Annotated in this window: 21 protein-coding genes; 7 read left to right on the top strand and 14 right to left on the bottom strand. The window is 59.8% G+C overall.

What is annotated here, in order from left to right; genetic code table 11:
- The first annotated feature begins 37 nt into the window (after nt 1–37).
- Genes EJ066_RS14250 through EJ066_RS14230 form a run of 5 tightly spaced genes read left to right on the top strand, consistent with a single transcriptional unit; the run spans nt 38 to nt 4,809 of the window.
- Nucleotides 38–436 carry a hypothetical protein gene (locus EJ066_RS14250; RefSeq protein WP_126038578.1) on the top strand — a complete coding sequence of 133 codons (399 nt, stop codon included), beginning with the start codon at nt 38–40 and terminating at the stop codon, nt 434–436.
- 17 nt (nt 437–453) lie between these two features.
- Nucleotides 454–765: a hypothetical protein gene (locus tag EJ066_RS14245; protein WP_245455156.1), complete on the top strand. Its 312-nt coding sequence runs from the start codon at nt 454–456 to the stop codon at nt 763–765.
- Nucleotides 762–2,930, top strand: a complete 2,169-nt coding sequence (gene sctV / locus EJ066_RS14240) for a type III secretion system export apparatus subunit SctV (protein ID WP_126038575.1) — start codon at nt 762–764, stop codon at nt 2,928–2,930. Before EJ066_RS14245 ends, sctV begins: the two co-directional genes overlap by 4 nt.
- Before the next feature lie 57 nt (nt 2,931–2,987).
- Nucleotides 2,988–4,346: a type II and III secretion system protein family protein gene (locus tag EJ066_RS14235; RefSeq protein WP_245455155.1), complete on the top strand. Its 1,359-nt coding sequence runs from the start codon at nt 2,988–2,990 to the stop codon at nt 4,344–4,346.
- A gap of 13 nt (nt 4,347–4,359) precedes the next feature.
- Entirely contained in the window at nt 4,360–4,809 is a 450-nt protein-coding gene (locus EJ066_RS14230) for a hypothetical protein (RefSeq protein WP_126038573.1), read from the top strand.
- A gap of 94 nt (nt 4,810–4,903) precedes the next feature.
- On the opposite strand, the gene EJ066_RS14225 is transcribed toward EJ066_RS14230, so the two are convergent.
- Complete coding sequence (locus tag EJ066_RS14225) at nt 4,904–5,707, bottom strand: tetratricopeptide repeat protein (RefSeq protein ID WP_126038570.1); 804 nt, start codon at nt 5,705–5,707, stop codon at nt 4,904–4,906.
- An 84-nt stretch (nt 5,708–5,791) separates the two neighbouring features.
- Here EJ066_RS14225 and EJ066_RS14220 point away from each other — a divergent pair, with 84 nt between their 5' ends.
- On the top strand, nt 5,792–6,832 hold the full coding sequence (locus EJ066_RS14220) for an EscU/YscU/HrcU family type III secretion system export apparatus switch protein (protein WP_126038567.1): 1,041 nt from the start codon (nt 5,792–5,794) through the stop codon (nt 6,830–6,832).
- Nucleotides 6,833–7,630: 798 nt separating this feature from the next.
- On the opposite strand, the gene EJ066_RS14215 is transcribed toward EJ066_RS14220, so the two are convergent.
- The 3 genes from EJ066_RS14215 to EJ066_RS14205 all read right to left on the bottom strand — a co-directional run bounded on the left by EJ066_RS14215 (nt 7,631) and on the right by EJ066_RS14205 (nt 9,517).
- Nucleotides 7,631–8,104, bottom strand: a complete 474-nt coding sequence (locus EJ066_RS14215; protein ID WP_126038564.1) for an isoprenylcysteine carboxylmethyltransferase family protein — start codon at nt 8,102–8,104, stop codon at nt 7,631–7,633.
- An 83-nt stretch (nt 8,105–8,187) separates the two neighbouring features.
- Nucleotides 8,188–8,568 (bottom strand): antibiotic biosynthesis monooxygenase family protein, encoded by a 381-nt coding sequence (locus EJ066_RS14210; protein WP_126038561.1) that lies wholly within the window; start codon nt 8,566–8,568, stop codon nt 8,188–8,190.
- Between the two features lie 55 nt (nt 8,569–8,623).
- Nucleotides 8,624–9,517 (bottom strand): NAD(P)/FAD-dependent oxidoreductase, encoded by an 894-nt coding sequence (locus EJ066_RS14205; RefSeq protein ID WP_104465850.1) that lies wholly within the window; start codon nt 9,515–9,517, stop codon nt 8,624–8,626.
- Between the two features lie 219 nt (nt 9,518–9,736).
- Here EJ066_RS14205 and EJ066_RS14200 point away from each other — a divergent pair, with 219 nt between their 5' ends.
- Entirely contained in the window at nt 9,737–10,384 is a 648-nt protein-coding gene (locus tag EJ066_RS14200) for a TetR/AcrR family transcriptional regulator (RefSeq protein WP_126038555.1), read from the top strand.
- 1,293 nt (nt 10,385–11,677) lie between these two features.
- On the opposite strand, the gene EJ066_RS31390 is transcribed toward EJ066_RS14200, so the two are convergent.
- The 10 genes from EJ066_RS31390 to EJ066_RS14155 all read right to left on the bottom strand — a co-directional run bounded on the left by EJ066_RS31390 (nt 11,678) and on the right by EJ066_RS14155 (nt 21,960).
- The gene (locus EJ066_RS31390; protein WP_029354970.1) at nt 11,678–12,007 is read right to left on the bottom strand and encodes a transposase; all 330 of its coding nucleotides are present in this window, start codon (nt 12,005–12,007) and stop codon (nt 11,678–11,680) included.
- A gap of 58 nt (nt 12,008–12,065) precedes the next feature.
- Nucleotides 12,066–13,886: an EAL domain-containing protein gene (locus EJ066_RS14190; protein ID WP_236387765.1), complete on the bottom strand. Its 1,821-nt coding sequence runs from the start codon at nt 13,884–13,886 to the stop codon at nt 12,066–12,068.
- Between the two features lie 256 nt (nt 13,887–14,142).
- Nucleotides 14,143–15,324: a 5-demethoxyubiquinol-8 5-hydroxylase UbiM gene (gene ubiM, locus EJ066_RS14185; RefSeq protein WP_189350574.1), complete on the bottom strand. Its 1,182-nt coding sequence runs from the start codon at nt 15,322–15,324 to the stop codon at nt 14,143–14,145.
- Nucleotides 15,321–16,049, bottom strand: coding sequence for a hypothetical protein (locus EJ066_RS31385; protein WP_128344425.1), 729 nt, complete (start codon nt 16,047–16,049; stop codon nt 15,321–15,323). The genes ubiM and EJ066_RS31385 overlap by 4 nt, the downstream gene beginning before the upstream one ends.
- Before the next feature lie 238 nt (nt 16,050–16,287).
- Entirely contained in the window at nt 16,288–16,443 is a 156-nt protein-coding gene (ccoS, locus tag EJ066_RS14180) for a cbb3-type cytochrome oxidase assembly protein CcoS (RefSeq protein WP_084831491.1), read from the bottom strand.
- Nucleotides 16,440–18,728 carry a cation-translocating P-type ATPase gene (locus tag EJ066_RS14175; RefSeq protein ID WP_091595777.1) on the bottom strand — a complete coding sequence of 763 codons (2,289 nt, stop codon included), beginning with the start codon at nt 18,726–18,728 and terminating at the stop codon, nt 16,440–16,442. The genes ccoS and EJ066_RS14175 overlap by 4 nt, the downstream gene beginning before the upstream one ends.
- Entirely contained in the window at nt 18,725–19,222 is a 498-nt protein-coding gene (locus tag EJ066_RS14170; RefSeq protein ID WP_091595779.1) for a FixH family protein, read from the bottom strand. The genes EJ066_RS14175 and EJ066_RS14170 overlap by 4 nt, the downstream gene beginning before the upstream one ends.
- The gene (gene ccoG / locus EJ066_RS14165; protein WP_029354962.1) at nt 19,219–20,778 is read right to left on the bottom strand and encodes a cytochrome c oxidase accessory protein CcoG; all 1,560 of its coding nucleotides are present in this window, start codon (nt 20,776–20,778) and stop codon (nt 19,219–19,221) included. The genes EJ066_RS14170 and ccoG overlap by 4 nt, the downstream gene beginning before the upstream one ends.
- 166 nt (nt 20,779–20,944) lie before the next feature.
- Complete coding sequence (gene ccoP / locus EJ066_RS14160; RefSeq protein ID WP_029354960.1) at nt 20,945–21,808, bottom strand: cytochrome-c oxidase, cbb3-type subunit III; 864 nt, start codon at nt 21,806–21,808, stop codon at nt 20,945–20,947.
- 2 nt (nt 21,809–21,810) lie between these two features.
- A complete protein-coding gene (locus EJ066_RS14155; RefSeq protein ID WP_024502864.1) occupies nt 21,811–21,960 on the bottom strand; it encodes a cbb3-type cytochrome c oxidase subunit 3 in 150 nt (49 codons plus the stop codon).

Here is a 21,960-nt window from a genome sequence, read left to right as displayed (position 1 = left end):
TCGCCGGCTTGAAGGGCCGCGATTCGATACGGCGAGGATGGACACAGCCGGCCGCGAGGTGCGGCAGGCGGAAGGCGTGCGCGGTCAGGCAATCAACCGGCGGCGGATGAATGGCATCGACAAGGCCGCAAGCCGTGCTCAGGGGACGACATCGGCCGCTGGCACGGAAAAGCCAGAAACCGCGGAATTCCAGCCCGCTCAAGGTACGACCGGCGAATCACTCGACGAGGCACTTATCAACTTCGTCATGCCCGGCATTCCCGAGCCAGCCATCCTGCGTCGCTCCGTACCTATTCTCCAGCATTTTGTAGCGAATCTGGTTCCCGATCTTGAGGGCGGCGAACAACTCAAGACACTCGCCAGAACGCTGATGGAGGATGAAATCGAGCGTCATCGCGATCTGCTTGACCGGATACAGGAAGGAATCGAAACCTGACCGATCCGCGTGACACAGTGCATCTGCTGCATGTCTTGGGCTATCTCTACGGGTGTGATGGGCAGGCGAAGCGGGGCGCGGCATACCTGCTTATCGCTGCACAGCTTTCGCCGGGAAATGCCGGCGTCCTGCGGACATTGGCGCATCTGCTCATACTCGATGGCGAAGCGGACAAGGCGCTTGCCACGATTGCCAGGCTGGAGACGTTGGAGGGAATGGATCACCCGACGTTGGCGTTGCTGAAGAGCCGCGCGTTGCTCGTGGCCGGCCGCAAGGCCGAGGCGCACAATGCCTTGCGGAGTTTCCTATCGCAGCGAGCCGCCAAATGACGGTGTCGGAGCGACTTCTGCACTTCCTTGCCAAGCTGTCACGCCGCAGCGATCTGGTCATTGCAGTCCTGATGCTGGTCGCAGTGGTGATGATGCTCATTCCATTGCCGACCTTCCTCGTCGACATTCTCATCACCGCCAATATCGCTGTCAGCGTGCTTATCCTGCTGGCCTCGTTTTACGTTTCTCATCCGCTCCAGTTCTCCTCGCTGCCATCGGTCATCCTCATCGCTACCTTGTTCAGGCTGGCGATCACGATCACGACCACGCGACTGATCCTGCTCCAGGCCGACGCAGGCGAGATCGTTTCCGCCTTCGGTACTTTCGTCGTCGGCGGCAGTATTGCGGTGGGCCTTGTCATCTTCCTGATCATCACCGTCGCGCAGTTCATCGTGGTTGCGCGAGGCGCGGAACGCGTTGCTGAAGTGGCCGCGCGCTTCACGCTCGATGCGCTGCCGGGCAAGCAGATGAGTATCGATGCCGAGTTGCGCAACGGAGACATCGATCAGGCGGAGGCACGCCGTCTGCGCCAGCAGCTTGAGCGTGAGAGCCAGCTGTTCGGCGCGATGGACGGCGCCATGAAATTCGTCAAGGGCGACGTCATCGCCGGCATTGTAATCATTCTGGTCAACCTAATTGGTGGTTTCGCGATCGGAACGCTGCAGCACGATATGTCGCTAGGGGACGCCGCCGCGACCTACTCACTGCTCACTGTGGGTGACGGGCTGGTCGCGCAGATACCGGCACTGCTGGTCGCTGTGGCCGCCGGTACGATGGTGACACGCGTCGGCAGCGCGGACGGCACGAGCGACCTTGGCAGGCAAATAACCAGCCAGCTGCTACGGGACTCCCGTGCGCTCGCACTTGCAGCGGTGATCATGATCGGCCTTGCCATAGTGCCGGGCTTTCCGTCCATTGTATTCCTGATCCTTGGTGCCTGCTTCGGCGCGGGCGCCTATGCAATCAATCGCCGCACCGCCGGGGAATCCGAGCTCAAAGACATCGGCCAGACCGCCATGACCGAACAACAGGGAACTCCGGCGTCGCTTTCGGCAACTCCCGTCGGAACACTGCCTTCTTCCTACCGCATCGTTGTACGCTTCGGAACCGAACTCGGACGCTCGATCCCGGAACCCGAATTCGCCGCGCTCGCCGATGGCGTGCGCCGCGAACTCTTCGGCGATCTCGGTGTCGACGTTCCGGCTATCGGCCTGCAGGTCGACCAGGTGCTTTCACCGAGAAGCATGCGCATCGATCTGGAGGGTGCACCCATCCTGGATACCGAAATCCCGGCTGACCGCGTTCTTGTCGAAGCGGACACAACACATCTCGATCTGCTCGATGTGACTTACGAAAAAGGTTCTCCGATTGTCGGTCAGCGCAAATTCATGTGGGTCGATGATCGCCACATATCGGCATTGAAAGAAGCCGGCTTCGTCTTCTCCACACCGACGGAAACCGCGGCCAAATGGACCGAAAATGCACTTCGGCTCTATGCCGGCCATTTCGTCGGGATCCAGGAGACACGCAGGCTCCTGTCGGACATGGAGCCGGATTATGCGGATCTGGTTAGACAGGCGCAGGAGATCGTGCCGCTGCAGAAGATCGCGGAAGTGCTCCGGCGACTTGTCGACGAAAACGTGCCGATCCGCAACCTGCGCCTGATCCTCGAAGCGTTGATCGAATGGGGCCAACGCGAACAGGACGTCGTCCTGCTTACGGAATATATCCGCACGTCCTTGAAACGCCAGATCAGCTTCCGCTCCGCTGGCCGTAACAACATCATCGCAGCCTATGTTCTGCAGCGCTCGGCTGAGGATATCCTGCGAAACGCGGTGCAAACCAGATCGACCGGTACATTCCTGAATCTTTCGGATGGTGATGCACAGGCTTTGGTCACCGAAATCGAACGAGCCTTGTCGCAGAACTCCACCGATGTCTCACCGGTTGTCCTCGCGGCGATGGATGTACGCCGTCATATGCGAAGCCTCCTCACGCATAATGCCATTGAACTTCCGGTTCTGTCCTTCCAGGAACTCGCACAAGAATTCAACGTCCAGCCGTTGGCCGCGATTGCTGGCCGCTCGGGCAAAGTTGGCGCACGCAATGTCTCCCAGTCGCTGCCATCGACTGAGGCGAAAGCCGGACAAGAGGCAATCTCATGATGCCAGCCGGACGGATTGGGACAGTTGGGGAATCTACATGCTCAGGAGGGGAACGGCATGACAATCCACGATACCGCAGCCGGCGCTCGATCCGCCGCTTTCGCCGGGCGGAAGGATATGCGCTGGCTCGCTATCACCGTGGTCGGCTTCTTGCTGGCGTTTTTGTTCACACTTGCCGACGCGATGGCACAGAACGTGTCGCCCTTGCCGAGCGAGCCAACGGTCGACCTGCCGGTCGGGCAAGGACGCCTACTGCGGTTCAATGAACCCGTCGAATCCGTCCTGATCGCGGATACCACGATCGCAGACCTTCAGGTCGTGTCGCCGGGGATGGTCTATGTCTTCGGCCTAAAACCCGGCCTGACCAACCTCATTGCAGTCACAGGCAATGAGCGGATCGAGGCAACGGCCCAGTTCCGCGTCACCCCCGATGTCGCGCCTGCCAATGAAGCGATGCGCGCAATGCAGCCGAACTCGGCAACAAATCTCTCGATTTTCGGGACCCGCATTGTTGCGACAGGTGAGGCACGAGGCGTCGATGAGGCAACGGATATCGACAATGTCGCCCGAACGTTCTCGCCGCCGGAACAGCCGCCGCTGAACAACATGACCGTGCACGGGTCGCAGCAGGTCAACATCCGAGTCCGCTTCGCCGAAGTCTCACGCACGGATCTGCAGTCGTACGGCGTCGATTGGTCTGTCGGATACAGGAGCGGCGGCTTCGAATTCAACATGTTCCAGGACAACGGCGTGCCCTCCGACACCGGGAATTTCGGTTTGAACATGGATCAGACGCACGGCATCAACTTCGACATTCTCATTGAAGCGCTGCAACGCAACGGCGTCGTCAAGATACTGGCCGAACCGAACCTGACAGCGATGACCGGTCAGACCGCAAGCTTTCTTGCCGGCGGCGAAATTCCGGTTCCGATACCGCAAGGAACTGACGTCGTTACCGTTCAATACAAGCCCTTCGGCGTTTCCCTCGGGTTCACTCCTACGCTGATCGGCCGCAATCGCATTGCGCTCCATGTCCAGCCGGAAGTCAGTTCCTTGTCGGAAGCAGGCTCGGTGAGCGCCAACGGTTTCGCCATGCCGAGTTTCATCGTGCGCAAGGCTGACACTACGGTCGAAGTGGCGAGCGGCCAGACCTTTGCGATCGCCGGTCTTTTCCAGCAGCGGACCTCGCGTAATCTGGAAAAGTTTCCGGTTCTCGGCGATGTGCCGGTGCTTGGCCCGCTTTTTCAGTCCCAGCGTTTCCAGCGCGAAGAGACGGAACTGGTGATCCTGATCACGCCATATCTGGTCGAGCCGGTACGCGACAGCCTCGCTACACCGCTCGATCGTCCGGCAGCCAAGCGCCACAGCCGGAAGCGCGCCAATGACGCGTCGGCGATGGGCCTGATCATCAAGTAGTGGGGAACCGAACATGACATTTCGCATCGTTTTGTGCTCTGTTCCTCCGGTGCTGCTTCTGGCCGGCTGCGTGAACAGCCCGCAACCGCCGCAGGAATATTCTCCCGGCTACAGCTACGTTTCGACCGACACCGGTGGCTCCGAGAAGGGCGTCGGCGGTTCCGTCCTTGCTCCCAATGCATGTCTGAACGAACCGGCCGATGACGACAACTCTGCCGCCGCGACAAATCTGACGATCGTCTCCGGCGTCGGCTCCCACCTGCCGTCCGGCTGCGCCAACGCCTATAATCTTCAACGCATGGCCGAAAGCCAGCGTGACCTCGTCGAGGGCCGGCGCATGGGGTCGGCGGCCGCCGCGCCGACTGCAAATGCCGCTCGGCGCTATCTCAATGGCGAAGAGGCCCCCATGGGTGGAGCCAATAGCGGGCCGCTGACGCCGCAAACAACGCTCCCGGTCGAGTGAGCCAATGCGGCCCTGCCCGCGTAGCACTGCTTTATCCGGTTGTTTTCGCGTCGGGCTCGACCCAAATCCGCTTTGCGCTTTCCGGTCCGATGCACTAGCCGAGGATGGAGCCGAGCGCTTTCGCCCTGGCCTGTGTGCTACCCTTCGACCGGATGGTTCTGGCACGCGCAAGCAAGGTATCCACCTCCTTGGTCGCAAGGCCGATCGGCGGCGAGGCCCTGACCTGATCGGCCTGGCCAAGAAGTCCGTAGACCACCACGACATTGCGCTTGTGATGCAACTGCGCATTGGGTGCGGCGGAAATCTTCTGGACCAGCGGGAGTGCTGTGGTGGAATTGCCTTCGAGTGCTGCTGCCAGCGCCATGTTGGTCTCGACGTCGAGATCCCCCGGCGCGAGTTTCAACGCCTGAGCAAAAGTGGTCTGCGCCTCCCCCGTCTGGCCCGCGAATGTCTGCGCCACGCCCAACCGATTGTAGGCGCTGCTGGTATTGACCAGCGGCGCTGCCTGGGCGAGCGCGCGCATGCCGGCATCGATATCACCCGTTTCTATCATCGCCGAGCCAAGCCCGAGCATTGCCCCCCCATCATTGGGAGCTTTTGCGAGCGCGGCCCGATAGGCTCTGGCGGCCTCGGCGGGATAGCCCGCTCGCATATAGGCCGCGCCCGCCTTGACGAAGGCGGTCGGCTTGGCATCCGGCATCGCCGCCGCGCGCTGGTAGAGCGCAATCGCGGTGTCACTATCTCCCCGCGCATCTATATCGTCCGCAAGCTTGATCAGGCGCTCCGATTGCGACGACGGGCCTTGTGCCTTTGCCTGATCGGCATCGGTTTTGGTCGTCTGACAACCGGCCAGCGCCAGCATGGCGACGACGGGCAAGAACACGACATGCAGCCGCATATCCACCTCTCCGTATTCAAGCCCGCCGCACCTTACACACGGCATTGGCCGACTGGAACCACAACAGTGCGATAAGATTGCAACATGGCCGAAGAAGCTGAGGAAAAAAACCTACCGGCGTCCGACAAGAAGCTTCGTGACGCCCGCCGGAAGGGCCAGGTTTCGCAGAGCCGCGACCTGGTCTCCGGCTTCACTCTCTTTGCAGCGCTTGCCTATCTTTATTTTGCCTGGCCGATGCTCGTCGAGCACCTTTCGGAACTCGTGCAGACCGTGACGGTCCCCGGCGGTTCGTTCGGGGACGTCAGCCTGCGGGCCATCCGCCATTCGTTCTCATTGCTGATCCTTGCCACATTACCGCTGGTCGGGATCGTTGTCATTCTGACCGTGGCCTTCGGCATGCTGGGAACGTTCGGGCCAGTCTTCTCGTTTGAGCCGCTCAAGCCGCAGTTCGATCACATAAACCCGGCGAAGGGCCTTCAGAAGATCCTGTCGCTCCGCAACGTCATCGAATTCGCCAAGGGCTTGGCCAAGGTGGTGTTGCTGGCAAGCCTCTTCGTATTCATTTTGGCTGCGTGGCTGCAGCCGCTCTTCGATGCTCCAGGATGCGGTCAGTCATGCCTGGAGCCGATTATCAAGGCAGTGCTGGCACCACTTGGAATTGCCGCGGCCCTGGCCTTTGTCGTTATCGGCGTGATCGACGTTCCTATCCAGCGCTGGCTGTTCCTGCGCGACATGCGCATGACGACAACCGAATACAAGCGCGAACACAAGGATCTCGAAGGAGACCCAATGATCCGGCATGAACAGCAGCGACAGCGGCGTGAGGCCGTGATGCAACCTGCGAAGTTGGGCGTAAAAAATGCCGTCATCGTCTTCGTGTCTGGCGACCGGGTAGTGGCGTTGCGTTACGTCAAGGGTGAAACACCGGTGCCGACGGTCGTCGGTAAGGGCCAGGGCCGAGCGGCCGACGAGATGATGGCGCAAGCGCGCCAGGCTGGTATTCCCGTGGTCGAGGACGCGGCCGTCGCCGAACCACTCTTCGAAAACGCGAACACCGGAGCTTACATCGGTCAGGAGATGTTCTCACCGGTCGTGCGCCATCTTGTCCGGCTCGGGCTCACTTGAGGCAAGATCCAGACTGTCGTGAATGGCATTTCCTGACGCGAAGCCGGCCTGGCAGGTTTCTGGTTCGGGCCCTTTACGACCCGCCGATTTGCACGCCCAAGTACGCTATCTTACTCTGCGAGGCTGAACGGGATTTACTTCCTAAGCGACGACGTATCTGATCAGCCAAACGGTCGGGAGGAAGCGCAGAAAACGGTCGAAGGCATCTGACGCGCACTAAAAACGGAGGTCAAGATGGCTGCCATTTCTATGCCATTGCCGCCGCGTCCCTTCACTCCCACTCGATTGTTCTAAATCTAGTTAGGACATTGATATAACTAGGTTTTTTATTCGTTGCCGCGCAAGAAGCCGCCCCATGGGCCGTCAAAGCGTTACAGTCTTGATTTCAAAGGGAAAAATAGCACGAAAATTTTTGGTGCGGTTTCGGTATCTATCGAAGTCGATCGCCTTTCCGGACCCACTTTGGGCAACTCAGGTGGGTTTCACAGCGAACGAAGAAAGTACCGTCGCTAACTTTCATAGCACAGCGCGCGCCACAACGCGACCCGCCGCGGCAGCGTCATCCAAGCGCCATGCCTCTCCGTCTGTAGGTGAACGGATACCGCTGTCAGTGCAAACTGGACACTCCCGGCAGCATAAACTGGACACCTCAAGACCCACCCGCTCCGAGGGCGCGACAGCACGGTTCAAGGTGCAATGTCGCGCCCTCCACTTGCTGAACTTCTTCCCGGAGGGGTCGCGGCAGGGAAGCCGGTGCTGGTTTATCAGAAGGCCTCGCAGGCGGCAGCGGCGGAATAGTCAGAGCCAGCGGCGAACCTCCGCCTTGTAGCGGCGGTAGTCGTCGCCGAACTTCGCTTCGAGATAGCGCTCCTCGCGGGCGATCACTTGCGTCTGGATTGCGATCAGCACCAACGGGAGCAAGGCGAAGGCGATCGGCCCGTCGCAGCCGATCGCAAGGCCGGCATAGACAAGCGCCATGCCGAGATACATGGGATTGCGGGTCCACCGATAGGGACCGGTCGTCGCGATGAGGGTCGTTGGCTGCGACGGCGGAATGTTGGTGCCCAGCCGCCGGAACAGCCCCGCTGCCGCAAGCATAATCGCCGCGCCGGCAACGAACAGCAGCGCGCCCGTCGCGGTCAGCAACCGCCAGTCGATGCCAAAGGAGCGCAGGGTGACGAACCGCTCCGCCGCCAGCCCCAACAGCAGCGCTCCCAGATAGACGAAGGGCGGAGGGAAGCGCACACCAGCGCTGTCGGGTTCGTCGGCCATGCTCCTCTCCAATCTGTGCTCTCAAACCAGCATTGACTGCTGGGCGAAGATGCCGGCCATCGCGCCGAGCCATATTTCCCGAGTCAGGCCGTGCAAAAGCCGGGAACGGCGACCTTCTGGAACAGGTGCGGCCTGGCAACGACCGATGACGGATATGCTGGAAGTTTCGCGAGGAACTCGGGATCAGTGAAGGCGGCGCGGACCGCCTCGGTGGATTCCCACACCACATAGTTCAGGTACGTCGGGCTATCGCCGATCGCTCGATGCAGTTGCATGGTAATGAAGCCCGGTTGCTTCGTTATGATCTCCGCAGCCGCCTTGAAAGCGTCCAGGAAGCCCGCTTCGTCGGCGGGATCGACGACCGTGAAGAGGTTGATGAGCACGAGAGGCGCGGCCGCGATACCGAGTTGGAGGTCAAACGGAAATTTCTCGTCTAGAGGTTTGAATGGTTTTATGGCGGCCATGGTGGCGCTCCTGTCTATTGTGAAATTGAACTGGGGTGATCGATGCTGCTTGCACTCAAGTGAGCATCGACTGCTGAGCGAAGATACCCGCCATCGCGCCTTGCCATGTTGCCGTGGTGACCGAGGGGATGCCGGGGTTGGCAAGGTCACCGGCGGCGTAGATGCCTGGCATGCTGGTTTCGCGGCGCTCGTCGGTCTTGAGGGCGATGCCGGTTGGCGTATTGACCGTGGCGAGGCCCAGTGCGTCATGAAGGCTTGCGGACGGCCTGGTACGCGGATGCGCGAATAGGACATCGACTGCGACATCGGGGCCGGTATCGATCTTGATGGTGGCACTATGGCTCCCGTGACGTGCGATTTCGGTGATCCGACCATCAACGAGAGGTACCTGGCGGCCCGCCAGATCGGCCCGTATGTCGGGGGTGATGTCGTGACCATTGCCGAAGACAGTCAACCTGTCGGTCCAATCGTGAAACAGCCTGACCTGATTCATCGACTGCGGGCCAGACCAGACGAGGCCCCAATGCTGGTCAGCAACTTCGAAGCCGTCGCAATAGGGGCATGGGATGACGGATGTGCCCCAGTTCTCGGCAAAACCCGGAACATCAGGCATTTGGTCAACAACGCCATAGCTCAGGATCAGGCGGCGCGCGCTAAGGGTTTCACCATCGCCAGTGAGGACGGAGAAATTGTCGATGGTACCGGAGATGCTGTCGGCACGGGCATTGACCATCCTGATAGCAGGGTAGCGCGCGAGTTGCTGCCGCGCCGCGGCCAGGATGTCGGACGGTGGCTTGTCATCGTGGCCGAGCACACCGTGCGAGCGGCCAGCGAAGCGGTTGCGCTGAAGGCCGGTATCGAGAACGATGACTTTGCGGCGGGCACGGCCAAGCTGCAGAGCGGCGGCGAGGCCAGCAAAGCTGCCGCCGATGATGATGACATGATTCATTGTGATGGGCTCCGTGTTGCGGATAGAGGGGGCTGGATTGGATTTTGCGGTGGCCTCAGCAGGAGGGACTCCAATGGCGGAAATTGCGGCCAGCTTCAGCAGTGTTCGTCGTTGCATGGCACCCTCGTGGCTTAGGTCGGCGGAATTTGACTTGCATATTTCAGATACTGAATGGTATCGTAAGATCAAATAACGATACTGTCAAGGATCGCAATAGCCATGAGTGAAAATGTCCAAAACCGACGCGGCCGGCCCGCCAACGAGGCGCTTGGTCAAACGATCGTCGACACCGCGTGCGAACTGTTTGAGGAACTGGGATTTCATGCGGCGACATTGGATAAGGTCGCCCAGCGCGCGAAGATATCCAAGCTCAGCATCTACAAGCACTTCGAGAACAAGGAGGCGCTGTTTGGCGCGGCCTTTGCGGCCCGCTGCCAGCAGTTAATGCCGCAGAAACTTTTTGAAGGCGTCGATGGTTCAGCCGAAGATCAGCTCATGGCGGCGGGATCGTCACTGCTTCGCACGCTTCTGCGCCCGGAGGTCCGCAATGTCGAAGCCATGGTCATGGCCGACACGCCAAACCAGAAGTCGTTGAGCAAGCTCCATTACGAAGCAGGCCCCGCCCATATCATCGCGCAAATCGAGGGCCTGTTGCGTCAGTTGCATGCAAAGGCGGCTCTGAAGGTGCCCGATCCTCTCCGGTCCGCCCGCTTGTTTGCCGCGCTTTTCAAAGGATGCGATCTCCTGATTATCGCACGCTTCGATGAGGCGAGAGCAGAGGACGACAACGAGATCGAATCCTATTGCCGGTCGGCCGTCGCCATGTTCATCGCCGCGCACGGTGGCAACGACCACGCGGGCGGATAGGCATTTGATTGCTCCTGGCAACTTGGCCGGGACCGTAGTCAAGGCGCTTCGTCATATTGGGCCGGCGCGCGCCGCCGAGCTTGCACGGGTCGCGGCACCTCATCTTTCTCCCAACGATAAAAAGACGCTCGCATTTACCGCGGTCCAAGCTCCCGCCTGGATACGGTCAACGCTTCTCTCCATCGCAGATCCGGCAGCAGTCGGGACAACATTCGATAGGTGATGCGACGGTGCCATACGACGATATGCGATCGTGTCCGGAACATCGATCGGTACCGCAGCCAAAGCCGAAACTATGTATGTCGATAACTAAAGTACCGTCAGCGCGGAAATGTCATGCTACAGGGCATTTTTGTTATACATTTCAAAGCGTTGATACGCAGAAAAGTACCGTCAAACCCTAAAAACGAATGACGGTACTTTTTAGAATGCTCTGTCGGATACGAAAAACACCGTCAAAAGTACCGTCAGAGTGATCTGCTACAAGCTGCGAGCCGCGCCAGGCACTCCGATAAACTTAACGATTTCAATGACTTGACAGATTTGTCAATTCCATTGATAATGTACCCTGGCTAGCAGTCTGCCCTGCCCGCAAATCATTGTATTTTCTACGAAATACTACGCTAGAGCCGCCTATCATCGCCGCGTCCCCTCATTCCCACTCAATCATCAATTAAGGCCGTACCTGATTGTTTCAATTACTTAATTTAAGTCACACAACCAGTGAGTACCGTCAAAAATACCGTCAGATTCTTACGCTGTTGAAAAGACTGAAACAATGTGGTCGCTGCCGCGGTATGCACACTTTTGATTGCATCATTTGCGAGCTGCCATTCGGCGAGGTAAAGCTGGAGTTCTCAGAACACAACAAGGACGGTGTTTGCTCATGCTCGACAGCTCTAGGTTCGAGTAGACGCGCGGCTGTATCGGGGGGAATGGGCTGGTAGGAAATGGATGTCGTGCCGCATCACTCTGTCGATCGACCAAGCTTCGCATTGCCTCATCTGCTGCTCGTGGCGATGGCCCCCGATCGGAGATGCGCTATAGGAACACGCGAATTTCGATTCTGCCCTCAACTCTCGGGACCACTCACTCTGAGTAACAACGTCACGCCGATCCCACCTTCCGACGCTATTTTGCGGCAATGCGGCCAGTAAGCGCCGCGCCCGTTCGCGATTTCCTAGTGGTGAAAGTCTGACATTTGGTACCCCACGCGTGGAGCAGCTTAGGCTGAAAGAGCACGTTGCACGACAAATAAACCGCCTATCAGCTAACCACGGACCAGATGGAAGGTCAGCCCCGCAAGGCGGTTTTGGATTTCCCCGAGACCTTGCCCAGTTCCGCTTCCCATAGATCGAAGGGGCTCGCGACAATGGCCACGGACTTTTCCTGACGCAGCGCGGCGCGGCTTCCAGCATCCTTGCCACGAACCTTGTCTCGACCTTCCACAATTCGGTCATGGCGGTGATCGAACCCGTCGCGGCCCTGCGAGATCCCGCTGATGTGCAGGTCGTAGAATTTGCGCCGCAGGTGAGCCCAGCACCCGGCGAGCCGGATTGTTTCATTGCTGCCGGCTTTGTCCCGTGCCTTGACCAGGTTGGTATAGGCCGAGTAGCCATCCACTTGCAGGATACCGCTGAACCCGGCGAGGTGGCGCGCGTGAGCGAATGGCGGATGCCGGTCACAACTCCTGGCGCTCTTTAACTGCCAAACCAAGCGCTTGGCTGAGTGGCACCGCCTTGGAGAACAGGAAGCCCTGAGCGGTTTTGCAGCCAAGCTTGTGCAGAGTTTGCCGATCCGCCTCTGTCTCGACGCCCTCGGCCATGACCTCGATCCCGAGCGTCCGACCAAGATCGATCACGGTTTTGACAAGCAGCCGATCCTCCCGCGATTTGGCTAAACCGCGAATGAAGCCCTGGTCTATTTTCACCTTCCTTATCCGACTGTCCTTGAGCGATGCCAACGTGGAAAAGCCGGTGCCGAAGACATCGAGCGCGATGGAAATGCCGGCATGTGAAAGCCGTCCGAGCTTTTCATCGACCCTGTCCGGGTCCACGGGCGATTCTTCTGTTATCTCAATTTCGAACATCGTTGCAGGGAGGTCCTTTGCCGCCAGACCATTCAGAACCATTTCGTCGATATCGCCGGCCTCCAATTCGCGCGGTGAAACGTTCATCGTCACACGAACATCACGACAGTCAGCTTTCACCAAGGCGTCGATAAAAGCGCAACATTCGGAAAATACAGCTTGAGTTAGCAGCTGGAGCATTCCGGTTTCGCGTGCCGCTGTCATGATTTCGGGCGGAGAGATGGAACCGTGAATCGGATGGGACCACCTTAGCAACCCTTCAAAACCGATCACAGCTTCGGTGTCGAGTCTTACGATTGGCTGGAACCAAGGGCCCAAGCTTCTCGTCTTTATCGCCGAATGAAGATCGCGTTCGATTGACTGGCGGCGTTGCAGTTCCCGGTCGAGCTCGGCATCGAACAGGCAAAATTCGTTCCTGCCACGGCGCTTAGCTGTGTAAAGGGCGATGTCCGCCCGCAACAACATTTCCGTCAGCCCCGGGTTTTTAGCCGAGTATATTCCTATGGATGCCCCGATCCGGACGGAGGCGACGCCAGGATAGGGGCGAGCAAGCTTGGATATGAGATTGGATGCGAGATTGCTGGGAGAAGGCGAATTTCTAAGCGAGGAAAAAACCAGCACGAATTCATCGCCACCGATGCGGGCGAGCGTTGAGCCCTCCGGTGCTTCTTCCTCTATTCGGCGGGCGATCCTGGCAAGCAGCTCGTCACCCGTTCTGTGACCGTAGGTATCGTTGACAGATTTGAACCCATCCAGATCAATCAGCATGGCCACAAAGGGCCCATCAGTGTTCTCAAACTGATCGATTGCATGTTCGAGGCCGCGCCTGTTGAGGAGCGCGGTAAGATGGTCCTCCCTGGAATTGCGCTCCATTTCCGCGGCAAGCCGCTCGGCTTGATGTCTCAGGCGGCTCGCGTCACGGAAGCGCGCTTGTCCAACGAACGAGGCTCGAGCCAGGCCGCCCTCGAAAAGCAGGACGGCAAAAGCCAGAATGTAGTTTTCCAGGGTTCCCTTCGTCAGCAAGCATGCGGCGGCAATGAGGAGTGGCGGTGTGATGAAGTATATCGCTGCCGCAGCATATGAGCTGCCGTACGTGACCGCGCCAGCTGAAATGCCCGCCAGAATTATTAGATGCAGCGATGCTTGAGACGTCGTGTACCCAGCCGTTAGGACGGCAAGGAATGACCAGGTGAATCCCGCCAGAAGAGCAAGCCTGCCAAACCAGCGAAGCCGCAGCCAAACCCGTGTCAGATCATCCTGGACTCCGGGTTCCTTCAGCTGATGACGGGCGAGTGCAAGGCGGGCGGCATTTATCGCATTAACGACCGAAAACCAGGCCGCGCCAGCAAGACCGTTCCCGGAAAGGGCCTGCACGGTCAAAATCAGCCCGGACAGCACAATGCTTATCGGCATTGAGACGAAAAGGCCTGCCCTCAGATCAGCGAGCTGGTCCTGAAGGATTCTCGCCTCCAGCGGATCTTCTTTTTCCAGGGCTGGACGGGTCAGCTTGCTTACTCCTGCTTGTCCGCAGCCTATGCAGCCCCCCTGAAGGACGGGTTAATTCTTCAATCGGAGATCAGCGTCGGGAGCAGGATTACTCCGGCGCATGATGCACTCTCTCCCATCGCTCGCCCAGCACATCGCGCAAAATGCAACTGCTGGTGCAGTATCACCGCTGGAGCTCCGCCGAAATCCCATGCCGGACAAGGGGAACATGTTGGGCAAAGCGAAGCCCCAGATGCCTTGCAAGCCGTGCCGCCAGGTGGTCTCTGGAGTAGAGTCCAACCAGTATGTTCGTTGCATGGTAGAGCGGCGCCGCCGACAGGCGCAGCCGCCTTTCGTATATGTGCAGCATGTCGGGGTCGCCAACATTGCGGCCGTCGCGGCACGCAGTCATGATTCCACGGGCGAGTTGCTTCTGGCTGCTGAGACCGATGTTGAATCCGTGAGCGGTCACCGGGTGCATGCCGATGGCAGCGTCGCCGATGAGTGCGGCGCTCGGGGCCCGGAATTTGTGCGCCCAGGTCGTGACCAGCGGATAGGTATGGCGCTTGCTTGCCAAGGTCATTTTTCCAAGGCGCCCTCGACACAGTTTCGTCAACTCCGACAGGAACAAATCGTCATCGAAGGCAAGCAGTCTATAGGCCTCGTTTGAGCGCAATGTGAGCAGCAGCGACGACACGCCCTCCGCGAGGGGCAATATCGCTATCGTCTGATGGTGATCGAACCATTCGATGGCGATCTGGTGGTGGGCGCGCTCGTGCCTCACTCGGCAAATCAGCATCGAGTGGCCAAGCCGGTTGATATCGGCGCCGATGCCCAGCAGATCACGCGTGGCGGACAAACGCGAATCCGCGGCAACAACAAGCCGAGCAGTTAAACGCGCGCCATTAGAGAGCGTTACGACTGCTCCTTCTTGGCTGTTTGTTGCATCGACGACCGAGTGGCCGCACAACAGCCGGGCGCGATCCTGCAAGCGGACGATTTTGAACAGCGCCTCGCGGATCCGGCAATTTGGAACCAAAACCCCCAGCGGTTCTCCAGAGTTGCTGGGAGGATCGAAACGAAGAGCGAATGCGCTCGAGCCGTTGAGCACGCGCGCGCCTTGAATTGCTGATTTGTCCGAAGCCGGGATGACATCCCAGGCGCCGAGCTCGCGAAGGGTTCTGATCGAAGCGTTGGTCAGCGCGATTTCGCGACCATCGAAAGCCGGATTCGCCAGACTATCGAATGTGTTCTGTTCAACAACTGCCACCTTGAGTTCGCTTTGGGCAAGCGACGCAGCGAACGAAAGGCCGACCGGCCCGGCTCCAACGACAACGATGTCAAAATTGTCGTCAGAGCCCATCAGCGTGCCGCCATCCCGTCGGCTATCCTCGTGTAACGGTGGAACTGAGCCGACTGACATCCGCTGAGCTCCGTGCCCGCCGCCAACGCGTATGATGCTCCGCAGCACATTGACATCACGAGGATCTTCGGCGCTGGATCCGAGCCTTGGAACATTTCTACGAAGTCAGCCCAAAGAAGGCTACCTCGCCCACTGGACGAAGCGATCCCGTCTCCATTGCCGTGCCCAGCGATGTGAAGCACGTCGCACTTCGCCTTGTTCGCTTGGACTACAGCCTCACGAAAATGCTTTCGGTCCAAAGCAATGTGGAGCTCCGCGCGGATGTTGACAGTCTTTAGCATCTTCTGTGTGATCGGTCCGTCCGCCCTGTCGGCGAAGTAGTCATTCGCGTTGTGGCAGTCGATGATGTGAACGGCGCTCATGGGATTCTGCCTATTATTATCGTCGTGACGAGTGGATACCACGTGCGGAACACCGTGATCTGCGCTGAGTTTCGGTGACCGCATTGCTGCAAGGCGCAGGGCCGGAAATTGGCATGGATCGGCAATGAAGCATGCAACCCCATCAGAGGTGGACGCGTCTGGCCGCGATACATAAGTCATGCATTCTCCTTCGAAGACTGGCCTATAAAGCACCACTGATGCGAATATGACCCTGATCTGGATCAGCCAGGGCACGATCAACCGGCACTGGTAGTTCACGCTCGGGTGATCGATCGCGACGCTCAACTTGTTACCCGTGCGCACAGTGCGAAGCTCGTCCGGCCGCGCGAGGTACTCTCGCGGCATCAGCCGCCTCATACTGGGTGCATGGGAAGGCAGTCCTTCGCACGACAGTGGATTTTCACAAATCAATGTAGTGCCCAGCTTAGGTCAAGCTGGTCATGGAGCATGGACAGCTTGTTCCCGACCGAGCCGGCTCGACTGACGAGCGGGATCCGCGCATCTTATGCACAGCGGATTGAAATCAGCGTCCCGGTTTGTCGTCCCGATCAATTAGTATCCGCTCGGCGGCTCCGTCGAGATCTTCGTATTGACCGCTTCGCAATGCCCAGACGAAGCCGGACAGGCCCAGTGCACCCAGAAAAAGGGCCACTGGTATGAGATAGAGCAAGGTCGTCACGAGGATTGTGCCGAATAGCCGACTGCGGAGCGTCTGACTTTTTGAATAACTTGCACCGTCGCATTCGCCATGAAGCCGTGCAAGCGCAATGCGTTTCCAATAACAAGCAGCGATGAGGCAGACATGGCAATCGCCGCTATCAAAGGCGTGACGTGCCCGAGGATGGCGATTGGTACTGCCACCGCATTGTAGACGATTGCGATTGCGATGTTCTGCCGGATCAGGTTTCCTGCCTTGCGCGAGACGCCCAGGGCGAGCGGCACCGCCAGGAGGCTTTCGCGCAGGAAGACGAAGTCTGCCGCGTTGCGGCCAATGTCGACGGCGGTGGCCGGTGCGATCGAGACATGCGCCGCGCTCAGGGCCGGCGTATCGTTGAGGCCGTCGCCAACCATCAGAACCTTGTGCCCAACTTTCGCGAGGGTTTCGATGCGTTCGAGCTTGCCCGATGGCAGCAGGCACGGAACGAAGTCGTCGATATCCAGCAGCTTTGCCACTTCGGCGCAGGCTGCGGCGGTATCGCCCGACAGCATTTGCATCGACACCCCGGCATCGTTCAATCGCTTGATCGCCGCCGCCGCGTCGGCGCGCAGCGCATTCTCGAAATCGAAGGTCGCGACAATGAACCCGTCTTTTGTCAGGGCCGTTCCACCATAGCCATGTTTGCCTTCACCTCCGGTCCGGGCCTTCCATCCAGCCCATCCGCGTCGACCCAGCCGCCAGGTGCTTCCGGCGACAGTGGCTTCGATCCCGAACCCCGGATGCTCTGTGACGGCATCGAATTTGTGTTGCCCGCCAGGAGCGGCAAAGCCGGTCATGGCCTTTGAAAACGGGTGACGCGAATGCGCGGCCATGTCGGCGGCGATTGCCAGCATGCCCGGATCAATCGAGTCCGCATTGACCAGCCGGGGCTGGCCGAGCGTGAGCGTGCCGGTCTTGTCGAACACGGCAGTATCGATCGCCGCGAGGCGCTCCATGGCCGAACCGTCCTTGACCATGATACCGCTCTCGAAAAGCCGCCGCGCCGCGACCACTTGGACGATCGGCACGGCGAGGCCGAGCGCGCAGGGGCATGTGATGATGAGAACAGCGATGGCGATCGTCATCGCCCGGTGCCAGTCGCCGGTCGCCGCCATCCAGCCCAGGAATGTCACGAAGGCGGTGAGATGAACCAGGGGCGCGTAGAGTGCCGACACGCGATCAGCGATGCGGCGATAGTGCGCGCGACCGCCCTCGGCGGATTCCATCAGCCGAACCATCTCCGCCAGGAACGAATCCTTTGCGGCGGCTGTCGCCTGGATCGTCAGCGGGCCGGTAAGATTGAGCACGCCGGCCTGTACTGCTTCGCCCGGCGCCACGTTTTTCGGCGTGCTTTCGCCTGAGGCCAGCGAGCAGTCGAGATCCGACGTTCCCTGGATGATCTTGCCGTCGACGGGGATCCTCTCACCGGCCGCGATCAACAACCGCATGCCTGGTTCGATCTCGCCGACCGGCAGATAGTCGCGCGCGCCGTCGCCGCGCATCACCATTGCGCCACGCGCGGCCATCTGAGACAGGCCCTTCACGGCAGTCCGGGCACGCTCCCGCATCACATGATCCAGCGTGCGCCCGATCAAAAGGAAGAACAGCAGCGATACCGACGCGTCGAAATAGGCGTGGTCGCCATGATTGATCGTCTCATAGAGGCTCATGGCATAGGCGAGCGAAACACCGACCGCGATGGGCACGTCCATATTCATGCGACCATGGCGCAAAGCATTCCAGGCCGAACGGAAGAAGATTCCGCCGGCGAAGGCGAGGGCAGGAATGGCGATCAGCGCCGAGACCCAGTGAAACAGGTCGCGGGTAGCACCTTCGGCGCCGGACCAGACAGAGACCGAAAGCAGCATGATGTTCCCCGCCGCAAAGCCGGCAACAGCGACAGCGCGGATCAGTTCGGCAAGCGTCTTGTCCTTGTCATCGACCTCGGGTGTGAACAGATGCGCCTCGTAGCCCAGCCTGCCAAGCGCGGCGACGAAGGGTGGCACCTCGTCTCCTCGCCACCGGACCGCGACCCGCTTCGTCGACAGGTTGACGCGCGCGCTTTCGACGTGATCGAGCTTTCCAAGTGCCGCCTCGATCGTCTGGATACAGGCGGCGCAATGAACCGTCGGCACTGAAAGATCGGTCTGCCGAAGATCATCGCCAAGCGATCGGCTCGCCAACCTGATCTCCTGGCTGGATGGCAGGACCGACGTGGCGCCGTTCAGATCCAGCGCCATTTCAGCGCCCGGTGCACAACAGCTCATTGCAGCGCTCCATGAGAAATCATAATCCTGCGGACGTCGCGATAGGGTCGTGTCAGGCCGGCATCGGTGTCGACTTCGACGATCCAGACGCCGTCCTTCGGCATATGCTGGGCGGCGAACTCCTGGCCGGAGGCGAGGGCGAGCGTGACGGACTTGTCCTCTTTCTCGTAGGCGGGATGACGAAACAGCACCTTGACGCCGTGCAGAGGAACCGGCTTGCCTGCAGCGTCGGAGAGGCTGTAGCGGACTTCGCCCCATGCGATGGTCAGCTTGCCGGTCCAACCGAGCGCTGCTTGAGCGCGGCCGGCCTCGGCCTCCTTGTTGAATTGCTGGCTGGCCACATAGGTGTTCTCGACGACGAGGCCGGTCCAACTCGTATTGGCGAGCGTGGCCATGGTCAGGTTGACCGCGATGACCACCCCGAAGAAGGTGAGAATGATGGCCAGCATGTGCCTGCCGGTGAATTCGCGAGGCTTTTGGGCATTGGCGGTCATTTGGCGGCCTCTGGCGCGTTGAATGTGGCGGCGTACTCGTTCGACTCGAAGCTCGCCTTATCCTCGACACGGAACTTGAAGGTCTGTGCCGGGGCGTGGATCTGGTCCGCCGGTTGGCGAACGAAGACCTTCAACGTTTTCAGGCGGTCGGGTTCGACCGGGATGGCGAAAGACCGGCCGGCCGGGATGTCGTCGCCGACGACGACCATGTCGGCACCCTCCAGACCCTGCATGGTGACGACGATTGTCCTTGGCTCAGGGATCATGTTGAGCAGCTTGACGCTATAGCCATTGCGGATGGAGCCATCGGATAGTGTGACGAATTGCGGATTGCGGTCATGCAGCACGTTCAGTTCGAGCCGATCGCGCGTCAGCAGCGAATAGAGCAGGCCCAGCCCGATCAGCGACCACAAGCCCATGTAGACGTAGGTGCGCGGCCGGAAGATCTTGCGAATGTGAAAATGCGCCACCTGATCGGAGAAGGTGCCGACAGCAGTCCTGACCAGCGACGGATTGATTGAACTGGAGCCGCCTGCGGTCGCCAGCATCATGTTGGCGTTGTAGTCGGAGAGCGTCGCGTAGGAGATCAGCCCGCGCTCCTTGCCGAGCTTGTCCATGACGCCGTCGCAGGCGTCGATACACAGCGCGCAGGTAATGCATTCGAGCTGCTGGCCGTCGCGAATGTCGATTCCCATTGGGCAGACCGCGACGCAGGCATTGCAGTCGACGCAGTCGCCGACGGACTGCCCCGAGGCTTGCACCTTCTTGGCGTGGCGCGATCGCGGCTCGCCGCGCCAGTCATTGTAGGTGACGGTGAGCGAATTCTCATCGAGCATGGCTGCCTGGATGCGCGGCCATGGGCACATATAGGTGCAGACCTGTTCGCGCATCAGGCCGCCGAAGGTGTAGGTCGTCGCCGTCAGCACGGCGATGGTGATGTAGGCGACAGGTGCGGCGGTACCGGTGAAAAGCTCGCCCACAAGTGTTGGTGCATCAGCGAAATAGAAAATCCAGGCGCCACCGGTCGCCGCCCCTATGACAAGCCAGATGGCGTGTTTCGAGACCCGCAGCATCAGCTTGCGGGCGGTCCAGGGGCCGGCATCGAGTTTCATGCGGGCGTTGCGGTCCCCCTCAATCGCACGCTCGACGACAAGGAACAGATCGACCCACACGGTCTGCGGACATGCATAGCCGCACCAGGCACGGCCGACAGCAGAGGTAATCAGGAAAAGTCCAACACCGGCCATGACCAGGAGGCCGGCCACATAGAAGAATTCCTGCGGCCAGATCTCGATGAAGAAAAAGTAGAAGCGCCGATTGGTGAGATCGAGCAGCACGGCCTGGTCCGGGGCAAATGGGCCACGATCCCAATGCAGCCACGCAGTCAGGTAATAGATGCCAAGTGTGATCGTCATCACCAGCCATTTGAAGCGGCGAAAGTTGCCCGAGGCGCGCTTCGGAAAGATCTTTTGACGCGCGGCATAAAGGGGCTTGCGGGTTTTGGCGGCATTGACAGTTTCTGTTTCGAGCCGTGTCAACTGCGTCTTGTCACGCACGTGCAACTCCACTTTCCCAGCCAATGTCAGGGGCACCTGTCGAAAAGCCTCGCGGTAGGACAGCCTTGCCGGGTTGTGCAGATCGCATTAGGAATGGTGTCGAGGCCCGGCTCGCGCCGGGCCTCGTCCGCTTGGCAGGGGTGACCGAAGAATAGGGCTTCCATTCCTATTCTCCGCCGCCAAGCGAATGGACATAAACTGCAAGTTCCTTGACCTTGATCTCGCCGAGACGGCCAACCCAGGCCGGCATGACGCCCTGCTTTGGCGCACGAACCTGGGCGGCGATGGCCGTCTCGCCGGACCCGTAAAGCCAGATCGCGTCAGTCAGGTCGGGGGCGCCGAATTCCCTGTTGCCTTTTGCATTGTCGCCGTGACAAGCGACGCAGTTCTCGGCAAAGACCTTGGCGCCGGGTTGGATCAGACTTGCATCGCGGACCTTGCCGGAAAGGCTGGCCACGTAGGCGCTGACTTGTGCGATCTGGTCGGCGGTGATGATGTCGCCGAAGGCCGGCATTTCTGACAGTCGCGTGTCCGGATCGGAAGCAAAGCGGAGGCCGTGCGTGATCGTCTGCTTGATCTGGTCGGGGCTGCCGCCCCAGAGCCAGTCATCGTCATTCAGGTTGGGAAAGCCCTTCGACCCCTGAGCGCCGGAGCCGTGGCATTGCGTACAGTTGACCTTGAACGCGGCAGCCCCGGCAGCGACCGCGAATTCGCGCAAGGCATCGTCGGTCAAGATCTCCGAGACGCTCTTTGCCTGGATGGCTGCAACATACTTGCCCTTGGCGGCCTCGGCCGCGGCAAGGTCGTTCTTGACGTCCTTACGGCTTGAATAGCCGAGCATGCCCTTGGTTGCCGAGGTCAGCATCGGCCATGCCGGGTATGCGGTCGTATAGACGAGCGCCCACGCTATGGTGACGTAGAAGGTAATCACCCACCATCGCGGCAGAGGATTGTTGAGCTCCCTGATGCCGTCCCATTCATGGCCGGTGGTTGAGACGCCGGAGACCTCATCGATGTGCTCGTCGCTCATGATCACTCGTCCTCGAGCGGAATGCGGGCAGCTTCGTCGGCCAGCCTTCGGCTGCCGGGGCGTAGGGCAAAGGCGATGCACCCGACGAAGAACAGCGCCATCGCAACCAGGCCCCAGCTGTCGGCAAACGCCCGCATCAAATTGTAGGTCAT

It is taken from the genome of Mesorhizobium sp. M9A.F.Ca.ET.002.03.1.2 (genome assembly GCF_003952365.1).
In the GTDB taxonomy this organism is placed as follows: domain Bacteria; phylum Pseudomonadota; class Alphaproteobacteria; order Rhizobiales; family Rhizobiaceae; genus Mesorhizobium.
This window is presented reverse-complemented; position numbering and strand designations above follow the sequence as displayed.